This window comes from Streptomyces sp. NPDC058671 (assembly GCF_042716475.1).
In the GTDB taxonomy this organism is placed as follows: domain Bacteria; phylum Actinomycetota; class Actinomycetes; order Streptomycetales; family Streptomycetaceae; genus Streptomyces.
Genome location: NZ_JBHXSA010000021.1, coordinates 45,027 through 67,654 on the forward strand (window position 1 = coordinate 45,027; position 22,628 = coordinate 67,654).

Consider the following 22,628-nt stretch of genomic DNA (forward strand, 5'->3'; position numbering starts at 1 on the left):
GGGGTCGTCTTCGGGGGATTGCTACGGGCCCGGCCCGCTCCCGGCCGGGGCCCTTCGCATGCCCGGAGGGGCGGGGGTCAGCCGCCGGTCGCGGGAGTGCGGTGGGCGGCGACTCCCACCGTCTCCCTGACCGGTTCCTCGGTTCCCGGGAAGAACCCCGGGCGGGGGCCGCCGGAGGCCACCGGCAGCGAGGGCACCAGACGGCGACGGTCCCGCAGCCGCTCCCGCACTCCGTCACGCACGGCGAGGATCCAGGACTCCGCCACGGCGATGACCGGCTCGCACCACGGGAGCGCGAGCAGGATGAGGAGCCCGGCCGCCCAGCCGAGGAGGACGTCGCTCAGCCAGTGCGTACCGAGGTAGACGGTGGTGAGACCGACGCCGAGCGCGACCACCGCGGAGAGCGCCGACAGATAGCGCCTGGCCCGCGGGGTGGTCGCCAGATAGGCGAGGATGCCCCAGGTCACGACCGCGTTGGCGGTGTGACCGGAGGGGAATATATCTCCCCCCGCGAAGAGCTCGGCGGAGCCGACCTGGGTCGCGTAGTGGGGTCCGAGGCGGCCGAGTCCCAGCTTGACCGAGCCGACCGAGACGTTGAGCAGCAGCAGGGCGGCACCGAGGCAGAGCAGGGGCCTCAGGGTGTGCTGGCGCCAGGAGCGCCAGCCCAGCCAGGCCGCCACCATGACGGCCGTGGGGCCGCGCTGGCCGAGGACGACGTAGTAGTCGAGGAAACCGTGGATCTCCGGCCACTGCTGGTAGGGCCGGAAGAGCATGATCTTCCAGTCGAGGGTCACCAGCCACGTCGAGAGCAGCACGGCGACGACCATGACGAGATAGAACGCCGACGTCCCGCCGAAGAGGGCGAGACGCGTGCGGGTCATCCGCGGGACCTCTATCTTCGGCGGTTCCGGCTCCCGGTCCAGCCGGGCAAAGATGTCGGTACGCACCCAATCGACGTTACAGGGAGTGAGAAGCCGACCCGGTCGATCCGCTCCCTTCGTGATGTTGATGTGATGTGGAGTAGGTCTCAGTGGCCGACCTATTGCCGTCGTCCGTCAGGAAATCAGATGACCTTCCGCCCTATTGCCGTAAGCGCGATTCCGGAAGGGTGTTTGAACACGAGGGAATTGCTTCAAACGGACGTCCGTACGGAATTGCATGCGACGCACGGGCCGCCCCGAGTGGCGTACGCCACACCGGCGGGCCCGCCGGGGTGAGAGCTGCACCACGCGCCCGGGGCGTGAACTCGCGTACGCTGACGGCTCACTCGCCCGTCGATGCCGGGCCGCTCCAGGGGCATAAGCCCTGGTCGGGGCCCGCCGAGCGCGAGAGCTTCACTGGGAGGTACGGACATGTCGCGGACGAACACGGCCCAAGGACCATCGCGTGCCGCCGTCGGCGCCGGAGCCAACCGCTGGGTCGTCCTCCTCGTCCTCTGCGTCAGTCTCCTGATGGTCGCCCTCGACGCGACCATCCTCCACGTCGCCGTCCCCTCGCTCACCGAGGACCTGCGCCCCAGTTCCACGGCGCTCCTCTGGATCGTCGACGCCTACCCCCTGATCTGCGCCTCGCTCCTCATCCTCTTCGGCACCCTCGGGGACCGGGTGGGACGGCGGAGAGTCCTCCTCCTCGGCTACGCGCTGTTCGGCATCGCCTCGGCGGTCGCCGCGCTCGCCACCGAAGCCTCGGTCCTCATCGCGGCCCGCGCGCTGCTCGGCGTCGGCGGCGCCATGATCATGCCCGCCACGCTCTCCATCCTCCGGGCGGTCTTCCCCGACCGGCGGGAGCGCGCCACCGCCATCGGCGTCTGGACCGCGGTCGCCGCGGTCGGCGCCGCCACCGGACCGGTGCTCGGCGGCTTCCTCGTCGAGCACTACTGGTGGGGTTCCGTCTTCCTCATCAACATCCCGCTGATGGCACTGATCCTGCCGCTCGGGCGACGACTCCTCCCCGAGTCCCGGGGAGCCGCCGACGGACCCTGGGACGTCCTCGGCGCGCTCCTGGCCGCCGCCGGTGTCCTCGGCTGTGTCCTCGGCGTCAAGCGCGCGGGGGCCGGCGACCCGCTCCTCGCCCTGCCGACCGCCGGGCCGCTACTGCTCGGCGCCGCGCTCCTCGTCCTCTTCGTACGGCGGCAGAAGCGGCGCCCGCACCCCCTGATCGACATGCGGCTCTTCTCCCGCGCGGCCTTCACCACCTCGGTCGGCTGCATCGTGCTCGCCATGCTGGCCCTGGTCGGCCTCGAGCTGATCGCCGTCCAGTACCTCCAGCTGGTCCTCGGCCTCACGCCCCTGGAGACCGGGCTCCGGCTGCTTCCGCTCACCTTCGCCGCCATGGCCGCGGGCGCCACCGGCTCGTACACCCTGCGCAGGGTCGGGCCGCGCCGGATGGTCGGCTGGGGCTTCGTGCTCACCGCCGCCGCCGTGCTGCTGCTCACCTTCATGGGGCAGCACGACCGGCCGCTGCTGCTCACGACGGGCTTCGTCCTGCTCGGCTTCGGTCTGCAGACCACGCTCTTCTCGGCGTACGAGTCGATGCTCAGCGAGGCGCCGCAGCGGAGCGCGGGCGGCGCGGCCGCGATCGGCGAGACCTCGTACCAGCTCGGCGCGGGGATGGGCATCGCCCTGCTCGGCAGCGTGATGAACGCGGCGTACGCCCCCGGGCTCGCTTCCGTCCCCGGGGTGCCCGCGGAGGCGAGCGCGGCCGCGGCGAACTCGTTGGGGGAGGCCTACCAGGTCGCCGACCAGCTGGGCGGCGCGGCCGGCGGCGCCCTGCACCAGGCCGCCCGGCACGCCTTCGTGGACGGGCTGCACGTCACGCTCTTCGTGAGCGCGGGGCTGCTGCTGCTCGGCGCGGCGATGGCGCGGCGCCTGCCCCGGGTGATGGACTGCCCGGCCGATTCGGAGGAGACGGCGGTTCCGGGTCTCGCGAAGCAGTCGGTGCGTGGTCTTCCGGACACGGCCGAGGTGCCGGGTCTCGCGGAGCGGGCGGGGTGTCCGGGCCCCGTGGAGTCCTCGGGGCCCCCGGAAGCGGTCGCGTGTCCCGAGCCCTCCGGGCTCTCCCGGTCGTCGGTGTCGCGGGTGCCCGTCACCCGGGAAGCGATCGAGCCCGCCGGATCGGGGCGTCCGGCGCGCTGACCAGGTCGCCCGGGTGGTGTCCGGCAGGGCCGGCGGACCCGCTCAGCTCTGGTTGAAGAAGCCGTCCTGCCGGCGGCGGCCCGAGTCGCCGGTGACGATCTGGGTGTCGGCCGGGGTCAGCAGGAAGACCCGCGTCGCCACGCGCTCGATGGAGCCGCGCAGACCGAAGGCGAGACCGGCGGCGAAGTCGACCACGCGCTTGGCGTCGCCGGGCTCCATCGCGGTCAGGTTCACGATCACCGGAACCCCGTCGCGGAAGAGCTCTCCGATGCCGCGGGCGTCCCGGAAGCCGTCCGGGGAGACGGTGGCGATACGGCGGCCCCGGTCCTCGGCGGTGTCCGTGGCGACCCGGACCCGGGGGTCCGTCACCCAGGCGTCGCCGCCCTCGGCACCGTCGGCGTACTCGTCGTCGTAGTAACGCTCGTCGTTGTCCTCGACGAGTCCCAGCCAGGCACTTGCCTTGCGCACCGATCCCATGGACGCCTCCTTTCAGCGCGGTCACTTGTGGTTCCGCATATCCCTATCGTCGTCCATGATGCGGATCGCGCGCCAAGCGGTTGGGCGCCGCGCTGAGGATTCGTGACGGTACTGGTGCAGAACGTGAGCACCTTTTGCTGGCGATTCATCAGGAATCTTGCGGTATGCGGGGGGTGGGGGAGGGCCATGTAGCTGAAAATATGAAAGTCTGGCCGGAAGGGTGACGATGGGCGCGTACGGGTGAACGCCCCCGCTCGTTACCATGCCGCGAGGCCGCTCGGCGGCGCCGCGCACAGTTCTCGGGGGAGTCTCTTGTTCGGAATCGTCAGGCCCTGCGCCCATCGGCTCACCGATGGCCTGAAAGTCGAGTGGATGGCCCATCTCTGCGGCCTCTGCCTGGCACTTCGCGCCGACCACGGCCAGTTCGCCCGGGTCGTCACCAACTACGACGGCCTCATCGTCTCCGTCCTGACGGAGGCTCAGACCGGCGCCGTCGCCGGTGGGCGGCGCACCGCCGGCCCCTGCCCCCTGCGCGGGATGCGGACCGCCCCCGTCGCCCGGGGAGAGGGCGCGCGCCTCGCCGCCGCCGTCTCGCTCGTCCTCGCCTCGGCGAAGGTGCGGGACCACGTCGCCGACCGGGACGGCCTGTTGGCCCGGCGGCCCGTCGCCGCCGCGGCACGCCGGGTCGCCCGCTCCTGGGACAGGGCAGGCGCCAGGACCGGCCGTGCCCTCGGCTTCGACACGGCCGTCCTCGTCGACGCCGTCGACCGCCAGACCGGGATCGAGGACCTCGCGGGCCCCGGCACCTCCCTGCTCGCCGTCACCGAACCGACCGAGACCGCGACCGCGGCCGCCTTCGCCCACACCGCAGTCCTCGCGGGACGGCCGGGGAACGCGGAGCCGCTCGCCGAGGCGGGCCGCCTCTTCGGCCGCCTCGCGCACGTCCTGGACGCCGTCGAGGACCAGACCGCCGACGCGGCGAGTGGCGCCTGGAATCCGCTCACCGCGACCGGCACCTCCCGCGAGGAGGCCCGCAGGCTCGCCGACGACGCCCTCCACGGCATCCGGCTCGCGCTGCGGGACGCCGAGTTCGCCGACGGCAGGCTGGCCCACGTCCTCCTCGCCCACGAACTGCGCACCTCGGTGAACCGCGCCTTCGGCACGACGAGCTGCTCGCACGTCACCCCCGGGGCGGGGCAGGGCCACGGAGCCGCCCACGGCCACGGCCAGGGACCGGTGCCGGGGAACCCGTACGCCCCCGACGGCCCGGGGCCCGGCCACCCGTACGCCCCTGGTCCCGGCGGCCCCGGCGGTCCGGGAGGGCCGTACGCCCCCGGTCCCGGCGGTCCGGGAGGTCCCGGCGGGCCGTTCCCGCCCGGACCGCCGAACCGGCGCGGGCTGATAGCCGGATGCGCCCTCTGGGTGGGCCTGGCCTGCACCTGCCAGATGTGCTGCGGGGGCTTCGAGGACCCCTGGAGCCGTCAGCGGCGCGACGGGCTCTGCAAGCAGTGCGACCCCGGCAACTGCTGCGACTGCTGTGACTGCTGCAGCAACTGCTCCTCCTGCTGCGAGGGGGAGGGCTGCTGCGGCGACTGCGGCTGCGGCTGCGACTGCTGACGCGCCGTCCGCGCTTCGCCGGGGTCCCCGGACATCACTTTCGCGGTGCCGGGATCTCCGGCGGGGAGATCTCCGACCGCTCGATCCCCGACGCCGTCACCCCCCACTTCCGCAGGATCCTGTCGTACGTCCCGTCCGCCTTCAGGCCGTTCACCGCGGCCTGGAAGGCGGGCGCGAGCGGGGTGCCCTTCCTGAAGGCGAAGCCGACGTCGAGCCGTCGGTACTCGTTGAGGAACTTCACGTCCTTCTGCTGCGTCACCGCGTACCGCACGCCGTTGATCGTGTTCATCACCACATCGCTGCGGCCCTGTCGGAGCGACATCCAGATCGCCCCCGTCTCGCTGTAGACGTTCACCTCGTACGGCTTCCTCCCGGCTTCCCCGCACCGTCCCCTGTTCTGCTCCAGGGTCCGTTCGAAGGTGGTGCCCGCGTTCACGGCCACCTTCAGACCGCACAGCTGCGTGAGGTCGGTGACCGCCTTCAGCGGGCTGTCGCTCCGGCTCGCGAACCCCTGCCCGTCGTTGACGTACGTGACGAAGTCGATGGTCCTGCGCCGCTCCTCCGTCACGCCGAAGTTCCCGGTGCCGACGTCGTACTTGCCGCTGCCGAGCGCCGGCAGGATCGCCTCGAAGCCGACCACCTCGCGCTTCAGCTCCAGGCCGAGGGCCTTCGCCACGGCGTCCGCGAAGTCGGCGTCCACGCCCACCACGGTCCGGCCGTCCGGCAGATAGGCCGAACTGGGCGGGGTCGCGACCGAGGAGGCGATCGTGAGGCGGCCCCGCTGCCGTACGTCGGCGGGGAGCAACTTCGCCGCGGCCTCGTTCTTCACGACCGCCGCCACCACGTCCTCGGTCGGCAGCGTTCCCCCGGGTGCACCCGCCGCCCCGGCCGGAGCCGTCGCGGACTCGCCTCCCGTGCAGGCGGTGAGCGTGAGCGCGGCCGCGGTGATCAGCGCGAAGGCGAGGGTGGTGCGGGCGGTACCGGCGCCGGTACCCGTACTCGTGCGCGTGCTCATGGCTTCGGGTTCTCCAGGAGTTTCTCGAACGGCAGCGGGCCGATCGTCTCGGGATCGGCGGTCAGATCGAACAACGGGCGGTAGCCGCTCGCCAGGTAGAGGCCCCTGGCCTCCGGCTGTCGCGGGCCCGTCGTCAGGTAGAGCCGGGAGTAACCGCCGACGGCGGCCTCCCGTTCGAGCACGGTCAGGACGCGACGGGCGAGTCCGCGCCTGCGGTGCGCGGAGTGGGTCCAGATCCTCTTCAACTCGGCGGTGCGTGCGTCGTAGCGGCGGTAGGCGCCGCCCGCCACCGGCCTGCCCTGCTCCAGGAGGAGCAGGAAGGCGCCGTGGGGAGGGGCGAACTCCTCCGCCGGGTAGCGGCTCAGATCGTGCGCGGAGCCGTAGCGGGTCGTGTACTCGTGCGCCAGCTCGTCGAGGAGCGGGCGCGCCAGGGAGTCGGTGGTCGTGGTCCGGTGCACGGACAACGCGAAGGTCATGACGGTCCTTCAGGACGAAGGAATGCGGCGTCGTCCCTCAGGAGGAGGGAGGACGGCAGGGCAGGGCGAGGGGAGGGGGAGCTCAGGCACCCATGAGGGGCCTGTATGTGAAGGCGCCGCGGAGGACAGCACGCGGGCGGGGCAGAGCAGAGGGTCGGCTCAACAGGAAGAGGACCACACGCGACCGAAGTCGATGTGGGAGCGCTTGACCAGCTGCTGCTGCGGATGCATGGCCCCAGTGGAACAGGCATCCGTGCCCCCGTCAACCGAGATGAGACGTGCGGCTCACAGTGCGGACACCCTTGACAGAGGCCCGTGTTGACCACATAGCCTCGAAGGGCGGTTCGGGCTGAGGGGCCCGGATCCGTGTTCGGCGCATGTGAAGGCGCACCCCCGTGTTCGATCCGCCCTTCGGCATCCACGGAGCCTTCGCATGTCCGCGACCCTCGCCACACCCCCCTCCACGGCCCCGCCGGCCGCACCACCCCTCCGTATCGTTCCCGCCCGCCGTGCCGGTCAGTGGACCGCCGCCGCCCTGGTGCTCGTCCTCCTCGGGCTCGGTCTCGTCTCCGTCGTCCGCAACGAGGCCTTCCAGTGGGACGTGGTCGCCGCCTACTTCACGTCCGCGTCCGTCCTGCGCGGCCTCGGCCTCACCCTGTGGCTGACGGCCCTCGTCATGGCCCTGGGCTTCGTCCTCGGGACCCTGCTCGCGGTGCTCCGGCTCTCCGCCAACCCCGTTCTGCGCGCGGTGAGCTGGGGCTACGTCTGGTTCTTCCGGTCCACTCCGATCCTGGTCCAGCTGCTCTTCTGGTTCAACATCGGAGCGCTCTACCCGCAGATCCTCGGCGTGAACACGGTCAACCTCCTCGGCCCCGTGTCCGTCGCCGTCATCGGCCTCACCCTGCACGAGGCCGCCTACGCCGCCGAGGTCGTCCGCGGCGGGATCCTCTCCGTCGACCGTGGCCAGACCGAGGCCGCCGAGTCCCTCGGGCTCGGCCGGTGGCGCCGGCTCTCCCGGATCGTGCTGCCGCAGGCCATGCGCGCGATCGTCCCGCCGGCCGGGAACATGCTGATCGGCACCCTCAAGGGCACGTCGATCGTCTCCGTCATCGCCGTCCAGGACCTGCTCTACTCGACCCAGCTCGTCTACCACCGCACCTACGAGATCATCCCGCTGCTGCTCGTCGCCACGCTCTGGTACGTCGCCGTCACCTCGGTCCTGGGCATCGGCCAGTACTACGTCGAGCGGCACTACGCCCGCGGCACGGCGGGTGCGCGATGAGCCACCGCCCGTCGATCGTGATCGTGGGCGCCGGGCCGCGGGGGACCGGTCTCCTCGAACGTCTCGCCGCCAACCTGCCCGAGCTGTACGGCGACCGCCCCCTCGACGTCCACCTCGTCGACCCGCACCCACCGGGCCCCGGCCGCATCTGGCGCACCGGCCAGTCCCCGCTGCTCTGGATGAACTCCCGGGCCGAGGACGTCACCATGTTCACCGACGAGACCGTGGACCTCGAAGGGCCCGTCCGGCCGGGGCCCACCCTCGCCGAATGGGCCGGCATCGACGGCGGCACCTTCCCCACCCGGCCACAGCAGGGCGCCTACCTGGGCTGGGTGTACGAACGGACCCTGGCGTCCCTGCCCGCCTCCGTCACCGTCCACGAACACCGCACCACCGCCGTGCGGGTCGCCGGCCCCCGCGAGGGACGCCAGCGGGTCAGGCTCGACGGCGCCGCCGCGCCGCTCCCCGCCGACCTCGTCGTCCTCACCGTGGGCCACCTGGACGCCGAACCCGACCTGGAGCAGCGGGCCCTGGCCGCCTTCGCCGCCCGCCACCAACTCCTCCACCTGCCGCCCGACTTCACCGCCGACACCGACCTCACCGCCCTGCCCGCCGGCGAGGACGTCCTCGTCCGCGGCTTCGGACTCGCCTTCGTCGACCTGATGGTGCTGCTCACCGAGGGCCGCGGCGGACGGTACGAGGGCGAGGGCGACGCGCTCGTCTACGTACCCTCGGGCAGGGAGCCGGTGCTGCACGTAGGCTCGCGGCGGGGAGTCCCGTACCACTCGAAGATCGGCTACCACCTCGACGGCGAACGGCCCCCGCTGCCCCGGTTCTTCGGGACCGAGCAGACCGACGCCCTGCTGCGGCGGACCGGACCGCTCGACTTCCGGCGCGACGTCTGGCCCCTCGTCGACAAGGAACTCGGCTGGGCCCACTACCACCGCCTCTTCTCCACCCACCCCGAGCGGACCGCGCTCGCCTGGAACGACTTCGAGCGGGCGTACGGGGAAGCGCCGCCACGCGGGGCCGAACTCGCCGCCGTCGTCGCCGCCGCCGTCCCCGACCCCGCCGACCGGCTCGACCTCGACGCCCTCGACCACCCCCTGGACGGGATCCGCTTCGCCTCCGCCGAAGCCCTCCAGCACGGCCTGCGCGACTACATCACCGACGACCTCGTCCGCCGCCACGACCCCGCCCACAGTCCCGACGCCGCCGTCTTCGCCGCCCTCCTCTCCGTCTACGGCCAGCTCCTGCGGCTCGGCAAGCGCCTCGACCCCGACGGCTGGTGGCACGGCTTCTTCAGCTACCTCGCCTCCGGGCCGCCCGGCCCCCGGCTGCACCAGCTCCTCGCCCTCTCGCGCGCCGGCGTGGTGCGCTTCCTCGGCCCACGGGTCACCATCGAGACCGACGAGGACCGCGGACTCTTCCGGGCCGCGTCCGCCGCCGTACCGGGACATTGGACCGAGGCCCGCGCCCTGGTCGAGGCCCGGCTCCCCGACCCCACCCTCGAACGCACCGGCAGTCCGCTGCTCCGCGCCCTGTACGAGGAGGGGGCACGGGCCACCGCCGAAGGCCTGCTCGTCGTCGACCCCGCCGACGGCCGGGTCCTGGAGCGGGACGGGCGACCCCACCCGCGCCGCTTCGCCCTCGGCCCGCCCACCACCGCCCGTGCCGGCGGGGCCTTCACCCGGCCCCGCACCGGCGGGGTCGCCTTCAGGCAGAACGACGTCACCGCGCGGGCCGCGCTGACCCTCCTGCGCGACCTGGAGTGTCGGCTCCCGGTCCCGCTGAACGCCTGACCCGCGCCGCTCCCCCCGCCCCCTTTCCGAGGAACCGCCATGGCTCTCACCAGCGATCCGCCCGCCGCCGAAAGCGTCGTGAAGGACCCGCCCGTCCCGTCACCGGCGCCCGCCGCGCTCGTGGTCGTCCCCGTCCGTCACCCCTGGCGCTGGGTGGCCGTCGCCGCCACCGCCGTCCTGCTCGTCCAGTTCGCCCACGGACTGGTCACCAACCCCGGCTGGGAATGGGACGTCTTCGCCGCGTTCTTCACCACGGAGACGATCCTCCAGGCCGTCTGGGTGACCCTCCAGCTCACCTTCTACGGCACCGCCCTCGGCTTCGCCGTCGGCATCGTGCTCGCCTTCATGCGCCTGTCGGCAAGCCCGTTCCTGCGGTCCGTGTCCTTCGGCTACATCTGGGCGTTCCGCTCCATCCCGCTCATCGTCCAGCTGCTCTTCTGGTTCAACCTCGCCTACCTCTACCAGGAGCTGAGCCTCGGCATCCCCTTCGGACCGGCCTTCCTCTCCTTCGACACCACGGGCCTGGTCGGCGAGATGAGCGCCGCCGTCCTCGGCCTCGCCCTGCACCAGGCGGCCTACGCGGCGGAGATCGTCCGCGGTGGCGTACTCGCCGTGGACGAGGGCCAGTCGCAGGCCGCGGCCTCCCTCGGCATCCCGAGGCTGCGGCAGGTACGGCGGATCGTCCTGCCGCAGGCGATGCGCTCGATCCTGCCCAACGCCGCCAACGAGATCATCTCGCTCTTCAAGGGCACCTCGATCGTCTCGGTCATGGCGATCGGCGAACTCTTCTACCAGGTCCAGGTCGTCTACGGCCGCAACGGGCGGGTCGTCCCGCTCCTGATGGTCGCCACCGCCTGGTACGTCCTGCTCACCACCGCGCTCTCCGTCGTCCAGCACTTCGTCGAACGCCACTACGCGAAGGGGAGCGTCCGATGAGCTCCGTCACCGCCACCGCCACCGCCACCGCCACTGCCACCGCCACCGCCAAGGTCGAGATCCGGGACGTCCACAAGACCTTCGGCCCGCTCCACGTCCTGCGCGGCATCGACCTCGACGTCCGCGCGGGCGAGGTCACCGTCGTCCTCGGCCCCTCCGGCTCCGGCAAGTCCACCCTCCTGCGGACCATCAACCACCTGGAGAAGGTCGACAGCGGCACCGTCAGCGTCGACGGCACCCTCGTCGGCTACCGCCGCTCCGGCGACAAGCTCTACGAGCTGCGCGAGCGGGAGATCCTCAAGCAGCGCACCCGGATCGGTTTCGTCTTCCAGAACTTCCACCTCTTCCCGCACCTGACCGTCCTGGAGAACATCGTCGAGGCCCCCGTCTCGGCCCTGAAGCGACCCCGCAAGGACGCCGAGGCCGCGGCCCGGCAGCTGCTCACCCGCGTCGGACTCGCCGACAAGGCGGAGGCGTACCCCAAGCAGCTCTCCGGCGGGCAGCAGCAGCGGGTCGCCATCGCCCGCGCGCTCGCCCTCGAACCCGGTCTGCTCCTCTTCGACGAGCCGACCTCCGCACTCGACCCCGAACTGGTCGGTGAGGTCCTCGACGTCATCAAGGACCTGGCCGCCTCCGGCACCACCATGATCGTCGTCACCCACGAGATCGGCTTCGCACGCGAGGTCGCCGACACCGTGGTCTTCATGGACGAGGGCCGGATCGTCGAGCAGGGACCGCCGGCCGACGTGCTCGAAAGCCCGCGCCACGAGCGCACCCGCGCCTTCCTCTCCAAGGTCCTCTGACCAGCCTCCCTTTCCCCTCCCCACTCCCACAGGAGCATCGCCATGAAGACCCGTCGTTCCGTCCTCACCGCCCTCGCCTCGCTCACCGCCCTCGGGGTCCTCACCGCCTGCGGCGCGGGTGACGCCGCCGTCGAGACGACCGGACCGAAGGGGAAGAAGGGCGCCGGTATCAACCTGGCCCCCGAGCAGAACCGCGTCCACACCGCCAAGGTCGACGCCATCGCCGCGCAGCTGCCCGAGGCCGTCCGCAAGAGAGGCACGCTCGTCCTCGGCGTCTCCGCGACCAGCAACGCGCCGCTGGCCTTCCGCGCCACCGACGACAAGACGCTGATCGGCGTCGAGGTCGACCTCGCCACCCTGGTCGCCGACACCCTCGGTCTGAAGCCCGAGTTCAACCCGGTCTCCTGGGAGAACCTCTTCGTCGGCCTCGACAGCGGCAAGTACGACGGCGTCTTCTCCAACGTCACCGTCACCGAGGAACGCAAGGACAAGTACGACTTCGCCACCTACCGCCTCGACGACCTCGCCTTCGAGGCGAAGAAGGGCTCCGGCTGGACGGTGAAGGGCCCCGAGGACGTGGCGGGCAGGAAGATCGCCGTCGGTTCCGGCACCAACCAGGAGAAGATCCTCGTCGACTGGTCCGCGCAGAACGTGAAGGCCGGCCGGCCGCCCGTCGACATCACGTACTACCAGAACACCTCGGACTACTACCTGGCGCTCCAGTCCGGCCGGATCGACGGCTACCTCGGGCCCAACCCGGTCGCCGCCTACCACGTGCTCTCCGCCGGACAGACCGAGATCGTCGGCAGGTTCTCCGGGGCGGGCGCCGGGCTCCAGGGCAAGATCGCGGCCACCACGAAGAAGGACAGCGGTCTCGTCGCCGCCTACGCGGCCGCCCTCGACCACGTCATCGGGAACGGCACCTACGCACAGGTCCTCAAGCGCTGGGGCCTGGACGGCGAGGCCGTGAAGAAGTCGGAGATCAACCCGCCCGGCCTGCCCCGCACCAAGAACTGACCCGTTCCGGGACCCGCTCCGCGCCGCGAGATCCGTGGCACGAGAACCGTCCCGCCCGCTCCGTCCCGAGAGAGACCGCATGACCAGCACCCGACCGCTCCACCTCGCCGCCGAGCTCGCCCCGGGCCCCGGCGGCGCCCCGCGCACCGTCCCCCCGACCTCCGCCGCGTACACGGTCGCGCTCGCCCGGCTCGCCGAGGCCGCCGCGCTCGACTTCGTCACCCACGACGACTCCTTCGCCCGGCCCGGCCTCGACGCGCTCGCCGTCCTCGCCCGGGTCGCGCCCGAGACCCGCTCCGTCGGCCTCGTCCCGACCGTGACCACCACCCACACCGAGCCCTTCCACGTCCAGGCCGCCGTCGCCACCCTCGACTGGGTGAGCCGGGGCCGGGCGGGCTGGCGGATCGCGGTCTCCCCGACCGGGGCCGAGGCCCGGCTCTTCGGCCGCCGGGAGGTCCCGCCCCCGGCCGCGCTCTGGCAGGAGGCGGGCGAGGTCGCCGAGGTCTCCCGCAAGCTCTGGGACAGCTGGGAGGACGACGCCGAGATACGTGACGTGGCGACCGGCCGGTTCGTCGACCGCCGCAAGCTGCATCACGTGGACTTCCAGGGCGCGACCTTCTCGGTCAAGGGCCCCTCGATCGTGCCCCGGCCCCCCCAGGGCAACCCGGTGACCGTCGTCGATGCCACCGGCCCCGCCGCCCGGGACACCGCCGCCCACCACGCCGACGTGGCCCTGATCCGGGCGGCCTCCGCCGAGGAGGCCGCCGCCCTGCGCGCCGACCTCCGCCGGAGCGCCCGCGCCCACGGCCGGGACCCCGCGCAGCTGCGGGTCCTGCTCTCGGCGACCGTCGACCTCGACACGTACGAGGGCGGGCCGGGGGCGCTGGCCGAACTGATCGCCGGCTGGCACGGCGGCGGCGCGGTCGACGGCTTCCACCTCGTCCCGGCCGTGCCCGAACGGGACCTGGAGCGGTTCACCGCGGAGACCGTGCCCCGGCTCGGGGACGCGGGCCTCTTCCGTACGGCCTACGAGGGAACCACCCTCCGCGACCACCTGGGGCTCACCCGCCCCGTCAGCCAGTACGCGACGACGGGAGCGGGCGCGTGAGCATCCCCGCGGGCGGCCGGAAGAAGCAGATCCATCTCGCCGCGCACTTCCCCGGCGTCAACTCCACCACCGTCTGGGCCGATCCGCGCTCCGGGTCGCAGATCGACTTCTCCTCCTTCGAGCACCTCGCGCGGACCGCGGAGCGTGGGCTCTTCGACTTCTTCTTCCTGGCCGAGGGGCTGCGGCTGCGCGAGCACAACGGGCGCATCCACGACCTCGACGTTGTCGGCAGGCCCGAGTCGATCACCGTCCTGAACGCGCTGGCCGCCGTCACCGACCGGCTCGGCCTGGCCGGCACGGTCAACACCACCTTCAACGAGCCGTACGAACTGGCCCGCCGGCTCGCCTCGCTCGACCACCTCAGCGCGGGCCGGGCAGCCTGGAACGTCGTCACCTCGTCGGACGCCTTCACCGGCGAGAACTTCCGGCGCGGCGGCTACCTCGACCGGGCCGACCGGTACACCCGGGCCGCCGAGTTCCTCGCCACCGCCAGGGAGCTGTGGGACTCCTGGGCCCCGGAAGGCCCCCCGCGGCCCTTCGCCCACAGCGGCCCGCAGTTCGGCATCGAGGGCGGGTTCACCGTCCCGCGCCCGCCGCAGGGGCATCCGGTCGTCATCCAGGCGGGGGACTCCGCCGAGGGGCGGGAGTTCGCCGCATCGGCCGCCGACGTGATCTTCACGAGGCACTCCACCCCGGAGGCCGGCCGGGAGTTCTACGCCGACGTCAAGGGGCGGCTCGCCCGGTACGGGAGGGACCCCGGCGACCTGAAGATCATGCCGGGGGTGACGTACGTCCTCGGGGACACCGACGCCGAGGCGCGGGAGCGGGCCGCCGAGATCCGTCACCAGCAGGTCTCCCCGCAGAACGCGATCCTCGCCGCGGAGCAGATCTGGGGCCGCGACCTGTCCGCCTACGATCCCGACGGGCCGTTTCCGGACATCGACCCCGACCTCGATTCGACGCTCGTGCAGGGCAGGGTGCGGGTCGCCGATCCGCTGGCGGTGGCCGAGAAGTGGCGGGCGCTCTCCGAGGCGAAGGGACTCTCGATCCGTCAGACGATCGTCGAGTCCTCCGGCCGGCAGTCCTTCGTGGGCAGTCCGGCGACGGTGGCAGCGGCCCTGGACGAGTTCGTCGCCACGGACGCCGCCGACGGCTTCATCCTCGTCCCGCACCTCACCCCCGGGGGGCTCGACGACTTCGTCGACCAGGTCGTCCCGCTGCTCCAGGAGCGCGGAGTGTTCCGTACGGAGTACTCCGGCACGACGCTGCGGGCACACCTCGGGCTGACCGTACCCGCAGGGAAAGGCGGAGCGTCATGAGCACGGACCCCCAGCAGGACGGGCAGGCCGGGCAGGAGTGGCGGCACTGGCACGAACAGCGCGAGGCCGCGGTCTCCTCCCCGTACGGCCCGCTCTCCCTCACCGGCACCCACTGGCTCGCGGACTTCCCGGAGGGACGGCTTCCGGCCGTTCCCGGTGAGTGGCGGGAGGACGGCGGGGAGGTGCTCCTGTCGGCGGACGCCGAGGACGCGCTCACCGTCGACGGCAAGCCCTTCACCGGCACGGTCCGGCTGACCGCCGACCACGGGCCGGTCCACGAGTCCCGGGTCGAGTCGGCGGGGCGACGGCTCGTGGTGCTGCGGCGCGAAGGGCTCTGGGCGGTACGGGACTTCGACCCCGGCTCGGAGGCGCGGCGGGCCTTCCGGGGCATCGAGGCCACCGCGTTCGACGAGCGCTGGGTGGTGCCCGGTGTCTTCCGTCCGTACGGGGAAACCCGCAGCGTGCGGGTCGAGAACGCCGACGGCCGGGAGCGCGGTCTCGGGCTCGCCGGCGAGCTGGTCTTCGACCTGCACGGCGGCGCGCACACCCTTCAGGTGGCCGTCGAGGACGACGGCTCCCTGTGGGCGGTCTTCGCGGACGCGACCAGCGGCCGGGACAGCTACCGCTTCCGTTTCCTGCGCCCGGCGGCCCCGGCGGCGGACGGTTCGGTGACGGTGGACTTCAACCGCGCGCTGCTTCCGCCGTGCGCCTTCGCGGACCACTTCATCTGCCCGTTCCCTCCGCCCGGGAACACGCTGGACACCGCCGTCGCGGCGGGGGAGCGGCGGCTGAACCTCTCCTGACCAGGGTTCGACGCGAAGAGGGCACGGACGAGGGGTGCCCCCGGCCGCGACGGCGGGGGCACCACGTTCCACCAGCCGGTTCCCGGGGCCCTCGCCCGGTACCGGGTCAGCCTCTCCCCGGCGTCCCGGGGCCGCCGGCGGAAGCCGGCTCCGACTCGGGTTCGCGCTTCAGCGAGGACATCACCAGGGTGATCGCCGCGCCGACGACCGCCCAGGCCGAAAGGACCAGCATCGAGCCGGTCATGTCGTTGCCCTTGAAGTACGCGATCGAGCGCGCCGCCCAGGTGCCCGCGCCCGGTGGCAGGGCGGGGCCGATCGCGTTCCAGAACGGGGGCAGCATCGGCAGCGGGAAGGCGCCGCCCGCGCTGGGGTTGCCCGCGATCACGATCAGCAGGATCGCCAGGCCGATGCCGACGATCCCGAAGACCGCCTGCAGGGCGAGGGTGGCGGCGCCGACGGCGAAGACGACCAGGGTGCCGAGCCCCCACAGGGCGGCGACGCCGCCGGGCAGGGCGCCCAGGATCGGGCCGACGATGACCGCGCCGCCGAGACCGCCGAGGACCGAGTAGAGCGCGAGGACGCCCAGCCGGATGACCGCGCGTTCGCGGTTCGCGGGCCGGGAGCCCGCGCTGATCGCCAGGATCGCGGCGCAGATGTAGCCGCCCACGCACCAGCCGACGACGAGGTAGAAGGCGGAGAGTCCGTCGAAGTCGCCCGGCGAGGCGGGGGCCACGTCGACCGTCCGGACGGTCCGCTGCTGTGCCCCCTCCACCCGGGTGAAGATCGTCTCCAGGGCGGAGGAGAGCACGGTGCCGCCGCCGGAGGCGACGAGCAGGGTGTCGGTGCGGCCGCGGGGGGCGACGATCAGGGCGCCGTCGAGGTCCCGGTCCAGGATCTGCTTCCGCGCCTCGGCCTCGTCGGTGACCGTACGGGGGTCGAGCGGGTCGCCGGGGAGCCTCTCCAGCTGCCCGAGGAGCTGGGCGGAGACCTGCGGCGGCGCGACGACGCCGAAGGGAACGTCCCTCGGCTTGGGGTGGTGCAGCGCCCCGACGTACGAGGCGATGAACAGGAGCTGGAGGGCGAGGACGCCGACGACCAGGAGGGCGGCTCGGGGCGTGACGGCGCTTTTCAGTTCGTCGACGAGGCTCATGCCCTCACGCTCCGGGGCAGGGGGTGTTTCCGCAGGTGGGCCGCGCCCGAATGGCTGAGGGGAGGCAGGCCCACCCGGCTTATCGTACGGACGTTCGAAATGGGTTAGGGTGAAGAGCAAGGGGGTGGGAACGTACGTACGAATCGATGCGCGAGTGCGGGAGGTGCGCCATGCCGGGATTCACGCACCTGCACACCGCGTCGGGCTTCTCCCTCCGGTACGGCGCCTCGCACCCCGAGCGGCTCGCCGCCCGCGCCGCCGAGCGCGGCATGGACGCGCTCGCCCTGACCGACCGCGACACCCTCGCGGGCACGGTCCGCTTCGCCAAGGCCTGCGCGAAGGAGGGCATCCGCCCCCTGTTCGGCGTGGACCTGGCGTACGAGGCGTCCCGCGTCCCCGGGTCCGCCGACGCCCCCGGACCCGCCGCCGACCGCGCGTCCGCCCGGCGGGTGCCCGTCCGGGGCGGGGCCTTCATCGACGAGTCCGCGCCCCGCGCCGTCTTCCTCGCCCGCTCCCGCACCGGCTGGGCCTCCCTCTGCGCGATGGTCACCGCCGCCCACGCCGGAGGAGGGGAGCGGCCCCTGCTGCCCTGGCCCGCCCTGCGCGACGACGACGTGTTCGTCCTGCTCGGCCCCGCGTCCGACGTCGGCCGCGCCCTCGCCGCCGGACGCCCCGACCGGGCCGCCCGGCTGCTCGCCCCCTGGCGCGAGCGGTGCGGCGACGCGCTGCGGCTCATGGCCGTCGACCACAGCCGCACCGGCGCGGGGCCCGGCTCCCTCCGGCTCGCCGCCCGGACCGTCGGCTTCGCGGCCGAGCAGGGCGTCCGGCCCGTCATCGGCAACGCCGTCCGCTACGCCGACACCGGCCAGGGCCAGGTCGCCGACGTCCTCGACTCCGCCCGCCGCCTGGTCCCCATCGACCCCCGCAGGGAACTCGACAGCGGCGAGGCCTGGCTCAAGGGCCTCGAAGGACCCGACGGGATGCGGGCCGCCGCCGAGCGGATCGTCGAGGCCGCCGGCTTCCGCAGGGACACCGCCGACCGGCTCCTCGACCGGACCGCGGCGGTCGCCGCCGCCTGCCTGGTCGACCCCGAGGACGACCTCGGCATGGGCTCCGCCCACTTCCCCGAACCGCACCTCGTCGGCGCCGAGCACCGCACCGCCCAGCGCGTCCTCACCTCCCGGGCCGCCGCCGGCATGATCCTGAAGGGGTACGAGAAGCGGCGCGACTACTGGGACCGGATGCACCGCGAGCTGGACGTCATCGCCCACCACGGCTTCGCCACCTACTTCCTGACGGTCGCCCAGGTCGTCGACGACGTCCGGGGCATGGGCATCCGGGTCGCCGCCCGCGGCTCCGGCGCCGGCTCCCTCGTCAACCACCTCCTCGGCATCGCCCACGCCGATCCGGTCGAGCACGGCCTGCTGATGGAACGCTTCCTCTCCAAGCGCCGCACCGCCCTGCCCGACATCGACATCGACGTGGAGTCCGCCCGCCGCCTGGAGGTGTACCGGGCGATCATCGACCGCTTCGGCACCGCGCGCGTCGCCACCGTCGCCATGCCCGAGACCTACCGGGTCCGCCACGCGGTACGGGACGTGGGCGCGGCCCTCTCCATGGATCCGGCCGAGATCGACCGGATCGCCAAGGCCTTCCCGCACATCCGCGCCCGGGACGCGCTCGTCGCCCTCGACGAGCTGCCCGAGCTGCGCGCGCTCGCGGGGGAGAAGGAGAAGTACGGGAAGCTCTGGGAGCTGGTCCAGGCGCTCGACGCGCTGCCGCGCGGAACCGCCATGCACCCCTGCGGGGTGCTGCTCTCGGACGCCTCGCTGCTCACCCGTACCCCCGTGGTGCCCACCAGTGGCGAGGGGTTCCCCATGTCCCAGTTCGACAAGGAGGACGTGGAGGACCTCGGGCTGCTCAAGCTGGACGTCCTCGGGGTGCGGATGCAGTCCGCGATGGCCCACGCCGTCGCCGAGGTCGAGCGGGCCACGGGCACCCGGCCGGACATCGACGCGATCCCGGAGGGCGACCCCGAGACGTACCGGCTCATCCGCTCCACCGAGACCCTCGGCTGCTTCCAGATCGAGTCGCCGGGCCAGCGCGACCTGGTCGGCCGGCTCCAGCCCGCCACGTTCCACGACCTCGTCGTCGACATCTCGCTCTTCCGGCCGGGGCCCGTCGCCGCCGACATGGTCCGCCCCTTCGTGGAGGCCCGGCACGGCCGCGCCCCCGCCCGCTACCCGCACCCCGATCTGGAGGAGACGCTGAAGGACACGTACGGCGTGGTCGTCTTCCACGAGCAGATCATCGAGATCGTACGGATCATGACCGGCTGCCGCCGGGACGAGGCCGACCAGGTGCGGCGCGGGCTCTCCGACCCCGAGTCGCAGGGCCGGATCAAGCTCTGGTTCGCCCGGCAGGCCTCGGCGCGCGGATACACGGACGAGGTCGTCGCCCGGACCTGGGGGATCGTGGAGGCCTTCGGTTCGTACGGCTTCTGCAAGGCGCACGCGGTGGCCTTCGCCGTCCCGACGTACCAGTCGGCCTGGCTCAAGGCGCACCACCCGGCCGCCTTCTACGCCGGGCTGCTCACCCATGACCCCGGCATGTACCCCAAGCGGCTGCTGCTCGCGGACGCGCGGCGGCGCGGGGTGCCGGTGCTGCCGCTCGACGTGAACCGGTCGGCGGTCGCCCACCGTATCGAACTGGTGTCTGATTCACCGGTGCGGTGGGGACTCCGGCTCGGCCTGACCGACGTCCACGGCATCGGTGAGAACGAGAGCGCCCGCATCGAGGCCGGACAGCCCTACGCCTCCCTCCTCGACTTCTGGGAACGGGCCCGCCCCCGCACCCCCGTCGCCGAACGACTCGCCCAGGTCGGCGCCCTCGACGCCTTCGGCGCCAACCGCCGCGACCTCCTCCTCCACCTCACCGAACTCCGGCGCGTCCAGCGGGGAGCCGCCTCCCACGGCGGGCAGCTCCCCCTCGCCCAGGGCGGGAAGACCGCCCCCGTCGGTCTCCCCGACCTCGACGAGACGGAACGCCTCAGCGCCGAACTCGGCATCCTCGGCATGGACGCCTCCCGCCACCTCATGGGCGACCACCGCGCCTTCCTCGAAGAACTCGGCGTCGTCTCCGCCCAGCGCCTCCGCGAGACCCCGCACGGCCGGACCGTCCTCGTCGCGGGCGCCAAGGCCGCCACCCAGACCCCGCCGATCCGCTCCGGCCGGCGGATCATCTTCACCACCCTCGACGACGGCACCGGCCTGGTCGACCTCGCCTTCTTCGACGACGCCCACGAGCGCTGCGCCCACACCGTCTTCCACTCCTGGCTGCTCCTCGTCCGGGGCGTGGTGCAGCGGCGCGGCCCCCGCAGCGTCAGCGTGGTCGGCGCCGCCGCCTGGAACCTCGCCGAACTCGTCGAACTGCGGGCGTCCGGCGGTCTGCACGCGGTGGGGGAGCGCCTCGCCGAACCCGCGCCGTCCGGCGAGAGCGGCGACTCGGGCCGCCGCATCACGATGCCCACCGGGTACGAGATGAACCCCTGGGCCGACCTCAAGCCGGCCGGCGAAGGCGTCACGAGCGGAAGGAAGCTGTGGCACAGCAGTCAGGGGAGCGCGGGATGATCCTCTGCGTACGGTTCCGGCTCGCACCGCCGGGGGAAGTCCTCTTCCCCCGACTCGTCGACCTCCTGGGCGAGTTCACCCCGACCGTCGAGGCCGCCCCGCCCGGCGAGGCGCTCGCCGACGTGCGCGGCGCGCTGCGCTACTTCGACCGGACCCCGGCCGAGCTCGCCTCCGTGATCCGGGTCAGGGCGCTCGCCCTGTACGGCGTCGACTGCGTCATCGGCGCCGGGCCCAACCCGATGCTGGCCCGGATGGCCGCCCGTGAGGCCCGGCCCGGTGTCACCCTCGTCGTCGACGATCCCGCCGCCTTCCTGCGCGACCGGCCGGTCGTCGCGCTCGACGGCGTCGGCCGGACCACCGCGCGTACCCTCTGCGGCTACGGGCTCGACTCCGCCGGACGCGTCGCGGACGCGCCGCTCGCCGTGCTCCAGCGGCTCCTCGGCGCGAAAGCCGGCCGTGAGGTGTGGGAACGGGCCCGGGGCATCGACCGCACCCCCGTCGTTCCGCACGCGGCCTCCCGGTCGGTCGCGGCCGAACGCGCCTTCCCGCGCGACGAGACCGACCGGACGGAACAGCGCAGGGCCCTCCTCTCGCTGGCCGAGGAGCTGGGCACCCGACTGCGGACGGAGGGGCAGGTGTGCCGCGCGCTCGCCGTCACCGTGCGGTACGCCGACCGGACCACCACCACCCGGAGCCGCGCCCTGCCCGAACCCGGCGCCCACTCGGCGGCCCTCACCACCCTCGCGTACGCCCTCCACGACTCCTTCGGCCTCCAGCGGGCCCGGGTGCGGGGCATCGCCCTGCGCGCCGAGGGGCTGACGGGCGCCGAGGGGGCCGCGCACCAGCTGTCCCTGGACCCGGCGGACGACAAGGCCCGGCGGATCGAGGCGGTGGCCGACCGGGCACGGGCGAGATTCGGCCCGCGTGCGATCCTCCCCGGCTCCCTCGCGGCATAACTGCCTTACAGCCAGGCAGTTCTGACGCCAAATCACTTTTTACCGACGCGTAACTTCCCAGCCGAGGCTACCCGTGCGTAGCTTGGCTGAAGCGCATCCCCACTTGTGGTCCGGACCGCAGGGCGTCCCACCCCACCTCTCCCTTGAGCCGCAAGGAGACCGCCCGATGCTGCCCCGGAGTCCCTGGAAGCACGCCGCCAGAGCGCTGTCCGTCCTGATCCTCGCCGTCGCCGCCACGCTCGCCCCGACCACCGCCGCCTCCGCCCAGGCCGAGACCGCCACCACCAGCAGGGGCTGGAACGACTTCTCCTGCAAGCCCTCCGCCGCCCACCCGCGCCCCGTCGTCCTCGTCCACGGGACCTTCGGGAACTCCGTCGACAACTGGCTCGTCCTCGCGCCGTACCTGGTCAACCGCGGGTACTGCGTCTTCTCCCTGGACTACGGCCGACTGCCGAACGTGCCGTTCTTCCACGGGCTCGGTCCCATCGCCACGTCCGCGGGACAGCTCGACAGCTACGTCGACCGGGTCCTCGCCGCCACCGGCGCCCCCGAGGTCGACCTCGTCGGACACTCCCAGGGCGGCATGATGCCCCGCTGGTACCTCAAGTTCCTCGGCGGGGCCGACGAGGTGAACGCGCTCATCGGGATCGCCCCCGACAACCACGGCACCACCCTCCTCGGCCTCACCAGGTTGCTCCCGCACTTCCCCGGCGCCGAGGACCTGATCAGCGCCACCACCCCGGGCCTCGCCGACCAGATCGCCGGCTCGCCCTTCCTCACCGCGCTCAACGAGGGCGGCGACACCGTCCCCGGGGTCCGCTACCACGTCATCGCGACCCGCTACGACGAGGTCGTCACCCCGTACCGCTCACAGTTCCTGTCCGGCCCGAACGTCACCAACGTCCTCATCCAGGACAAGTGCGCGCTCGACCTGTCCGAGCACGTGGCGATCGGCACGGTGGACCGGGTCGCCTTCCACGAGGTGGCCAACGCCCTCGACCCGGCCCGCGCCACCCCGACGACCTGCCTCTCGGTGGTCGGCTGACCGAGATCCGGACGACGGCCGGGATCCCCGCGGGGGTCCCGGCCGCACCGTCGCGGCAC

At 73.0% G+C, this 22,628-nt stretch carries 18 protein-coding genes; 13 read left to right on the forward strand and 5 right to left on the reverse strand.

Translation table 11 applies throughout. The features are described from left to right. Window positions 1-77: 77 nt before the first annotated feature. On the reverse strand, window positions 78-881 hold the full coding sequence (locus tag ACFWV2_RS24650) for a phosphatase PAP2 family protein (RefSeq protein WP_384407723.1): 804 nt from the start codon (window positions 879-881) through the stop codon (window positions 78-80). Between the two features lie 471 nt (window positions 882-1,352). Between ACFWV2_RS24650 and ACFWV2_RS24655 the strand changes: the two genes are divergently transcribed. Then, entirely contained in the window at window positions 1,353-3,134 is a 1,782-nt protein-coding gene (locus tag ACFWV2_RS24655; protein ID WP_384407725.1) for an MFS transporter, read from the forward strand. A 42-nt stretch (window positions 3,135-3,176) separates the two neighbouring features. Here ACFWV2_RS24655 and ACFWV2_RS24660 read toward each other — a convergent pair whose 3' ends face one another. Then, entirely contained in the window at window positions 3,177-3,611 is a 435-nt protein-coding gene (locus ACFWV2_RS24660; RefSeq protein ID WP_384407727.1) for a cell division protein SepF, read from the reverse strand. 312 nt (window positions 3,612-3,923) lie between these two features. On the opposite strand from ACFWV2_RS24660, the gene ACFWV2_RS24665 reads away from it, so the two are divergent. After that, window positions 3,924-5,228, forward strand: coding sequence for a DUF5685 family protein (locus ACFWV2_RS24665; protein ID WP_384407729.1), 1,305 nt, complete (start codon window positions 3,924-3,926; stop codon window positions 5,226-5,228). 34 nt (window positions 5,229-5,262) lie between these two features. Here ACFWV2_RS24665 and ACFWV2_RS24670 read toward each other — a convergent pair whose 3' ends face one another. Together ACFWV2_RS24670 and ACFWV2_RS24675 are read right to left on the reverse strand one after the other, a co-directional pair. Further along, window positions 5,263-6,243, reverse strand: coding sequence for an ABC transporter substrate-binding protein (locus ACFWV2_RS24670; protein WP_384407731.1), 981 nt, complete (start codon window positions 6,241-6,243; stop codon window positions 5,263-5,265). Further along, a complete protein-coding gene (locus ACFWV2_RS24675; protein ID WP_384407733.1) occupies window positions 6,240-6,719 on the reverse strand; it encodes a GNAT family N-acetyltransferase in 480 nt (159 codons plus the stop codon). Before ACFWV2_RS24675 ends, ACFWV2_RS24670 begins: the two co-directional genes overlap by 4 nt. A gap of 433 nt (window positions 6,720-7,152) precedes the next feature. On the opposite strand from ACFWV2_RS24675, the gene ACFWV2_RS24680 reads away from it, so the two are divergent. From ACFWV2_RS24680 to ACFWV2_RS24715, 8 genes are all read left to right on the forward strand, one after another. Continuing rightward, the gene (locus tag ACFWV2_RS24680; RefSeq protein WP_384407735.1) at window positions 7,153-8,001 is read left to right on the forward strand and encodes an amino acid ABC transporter permease; all 849 of its coding nucleotides are present in this window, start codon (window positions 7,153-7,155) and stop codon (window positions 7,999-8,001) included. Beyond that, window positions 7,998-9,803 carry an FAD/NAD(P)-binding protein gene (locus tag ACFWV2_RS24685; protein ID WP_384407737.1) on the forward strand — a complete coding sequence of 602 codons (1,806 nt, stop codon included), beginning with the start codon at window positions 7,998-8,000 and terminating at the stop codon, window positions 9,801-9,803. The genes ACFWV2_RS24680 and ACFWV2_RS24685 overlap by 4 nt, the downstream gene beginning before the upstream one ends. A 39-nt stretch (window positions 9,804-9,842) precedes the next feature. Further along, window positions 9,843-10,739, forward strand: a complete 897-nt coding sequence (locus ACFWV2_RS24690; RefSeq protein ID WP_384407739.1) for an amino acid ABC transporter permease — start codon at window positions 9,843-9,845, stop codon at window positions 10,737-10,739. Beyond that, a complete protein-coding gene (locus ACFWV2_RS24695) occupies window positions 10,736-11,542 on the forward strand; it encodes an amino acid ABC transporter ATP-binding protein (RefSeq protein ID WP_384407741.1) in 807 nt (268 codons plus the stop codon). Before ACFWV2_RS24690 ends, ACFWV2_RS24695 begins: the two co-directional genes overlap by 4 nt. Window positions 11,543-11,584: 42 nt before the next feature. Beyond that, entirely contained in the window at window positions 11,585-12,559 is a 975-nt protein-coding gene (locus ACFWV2_RS24700) for an ABC transporter substrate-binding protein (protein WP_384407743.1), read from the forward strand. 79 nt (window positions 12,560-12,638) lie between these two features. Then, a complete protein-coding gene (locus ACFWV2_RS24705; RefSeq protein WP_384407745.1) occupies window positions 12,639-13,667 on the forward strand; it encodes an LLM class flavin-dependent oxidoreductase in 1,029 nt (342 codons plus the stop codon). Between the two features lie 29 nt (window positions 13,668-13,696). Beyond that, on the forward strand, window positions 13,697-14,986 hold the full coding sequence (locus tag ACFWV2_RS24710) for an NtaA/DmoA family FMN-dependent monooxygenase (RefSeq protein WP_384407890.1): 1,290 nt from the start codon (window positions 13,697-13,699) through the stop codon (window positions 14,984-14,986). Next, window positions 14,983-15,789, forward strand: coding sequence for a DUF1684 domain-containing protein (locus tag ACFWV2_RS24715; protein ID WP_384407747.1), 807 nt, complete (start codon window positions 14,983-14,985; stop codon window positions 15,787-15,789). The genes ACFWV2_RS24710 and ACFWV2_RS24715 overlap by 4 nt, the downstream gene beginning before the upstream one ends. A gap of 106 nt (window positions 15,790-15,895) precedes the next feature. Here the strand turns inward: ACFWV2_RS24715 and ACFWV2_RS24720 are convergent, their stop codons facing one another. Continuing rightward, complete coding sequence (locus tag ACFWV2_RS24720) at window positions 15,896-16,939, reverse strand: DUF3533 domain-containing protein (RefSeq protein ID WP_384407749.1); 1,044 nt, start codon at window positions 16,937-16,939, stop codon at window positions 15,896-15,898. A 170-nt stretch (window positions 16,940-17,109) separates the two neighbouring features. Here ACFWV2_RS24720 and ACFWV2_RS24725 point away from each other — a divergent pair, with 170 nt between their 5' ends. The 3 genes from ACFWV2_RS24725 to ACFWV2_RS24735 all read left to right on the forward strand — a co-directional run bounded on the left by ACFWV2_RS24725 (window position 17,110) and on the right by ACFWV2_RS24735 (window position 22,569). Further along, the gene (locus ACFWV2_RS24725; RefSeq protein ID WP_384407751.1) at window positions 17,110-20,568 is read left to right on the forward strand and encodes a DNA polymerase III subunit alpha; all 3,459 of its coding nucleotides are present in this window, start codon (window positions 17,110-17,112) and stop codon (window positions 20,566-20,568) included. Continuing rightward, entirely contained in the window at window positions 20,565-21,524 is a 960-nt protein-coding gene (locus ACFWV2_RS24730) for a hypothetical protein (RefSeq protein ID WP_384407892.1), read from the forward strand. Before ACFWV2_RS24725 ends, ACFWV2_RS24730 begins: the two co-directional genes overlap by 4 nt. 166 nt (window positions 21,525-21,690) lie before the next feature. After that, window positions 21,691-22,569 (forward strand): esterase/lipase family protein, encoded by an 879-nt coding sequence (locus tag ACFWV2_RS24735; protein WP_384407753.1) that lies wholly within the window; start codon window positions 21,691-21,693, stop codon window positions 22,567-22,569. Window positions 22,570-22,628 lie beyond the last annotated feature (59 nt).

Coding starts and splice junctions, on each gene's coding strand:
- ACFWV2_RS24705 (WP_384407745.1), top strand. CDS start 12,639: ATGACCAGCACCCGACCGCTCCACCTCGCCGCCGAGCTCGCCCCGGGC.
- ACFWV2_RS24690 (WP_384407739.1), top strand. CDS start 9,843: ATGGCTCTCACCAGCGATCCGCCCGCCGCCGAAAGCGTCGTGAAGGAC.
- ACFWV2_RS24660 (WP_384407727.1), bottom strand. CDS start 3,611: ATGGGATCGGTGCGCAAGGCAAGTGCCTGGCTGGGACTCGTCGAGGAC.
- ACFWV2_RS24715 (WP_384407747.1), top strand. CDS start 14,983: ATGAGCACGGACCCCCAGCAGGACGGGCAGGCCGGGCAGGAGTGGCGG.
- ACFWV2_RS24735 (WP_384407753.1), top strand. CDS start 21,691: ATGCTGCCCCGGAGTCCCTGGAAGCACGCCGCCAGAGCGCTGTCCGTC.
- ACFWV2_RS24685 (WP_384407737.1), top strand. CDS start 7,998: ATGAGCCACCGCCCGTCGATCGTGATCGTGGGCGCCGGGCCGCGGGGG.
- ACFWV2_RS24700 (WP_384407743.1), top strand. CDS start 11,585: ATGAAGACCCGTCGTTCCGTCCTCACCGCCCTCGCCTCGCTCACCGCC.
- ACFWV2_RS24650 (WP_384407723.1), bottom strand. CDS start 881: ATGACCCGCACGCGTCTCGCCCTCTTCGGCGGGACGTCGGCGTTCTAT.
- ACFWV2_RS24725 (WP_384407751.1), top strand. CDS start 17,110: ATGCCGGGATTCACGCACCTGCACACCGCGTCGGGCTTCTCCCTCCGG.
- ACFWV2_RS24670 (WP_384407731.1), bottom strand. CDS start 6,243: ATGAGCACGCGCACGAGTACGGGTACCGGCGCCGGTACCGCCCGCACC.
- ACFWV2_RS24730 (WP_384407892.1), top strand. CDS start 20,565: ATGATCCTCTGCGTACGGTTCCGGCTCGCACCGCCGGGGGAAGTCCTC.
- ACFWV2_RS24720 (WP_384407749.1), bottom strand. CDS start 16,939: ATGAGCCTCGTCGACGAACTGAAAAGCGCCGTCACGCCCCGAGCCGCC.
- ACFWV2_RS24655 (WP_384407725.1), top strand. CDS start 1,353: ATGTCGCGGACGAACACGGCCCAAGGACCATCGCGTGCCGCCGTCGGC.
- ACFWV2_RS24680 (WP_384407735.1), top strand. CDS start 7,153: ATGTCCGCGACCCTCGCCACACCCCCCTCCACGGCCCCGCCGGCCGCA.
- ACFWV2_RS24695 (WP_384407741.1), top strand. CDS start 10,736: ATGAGCTCCGTCACCGCCACCGCCACCGCCACCGCCACTGCCACCGCC.
- ACFWV2_RS24675 (WP_384407733.1), bottom strand. CDS start 6,719: ATGACCTTCGCGTTGTCCGTGCACCGGACCACGACCACCGACTCCCTG.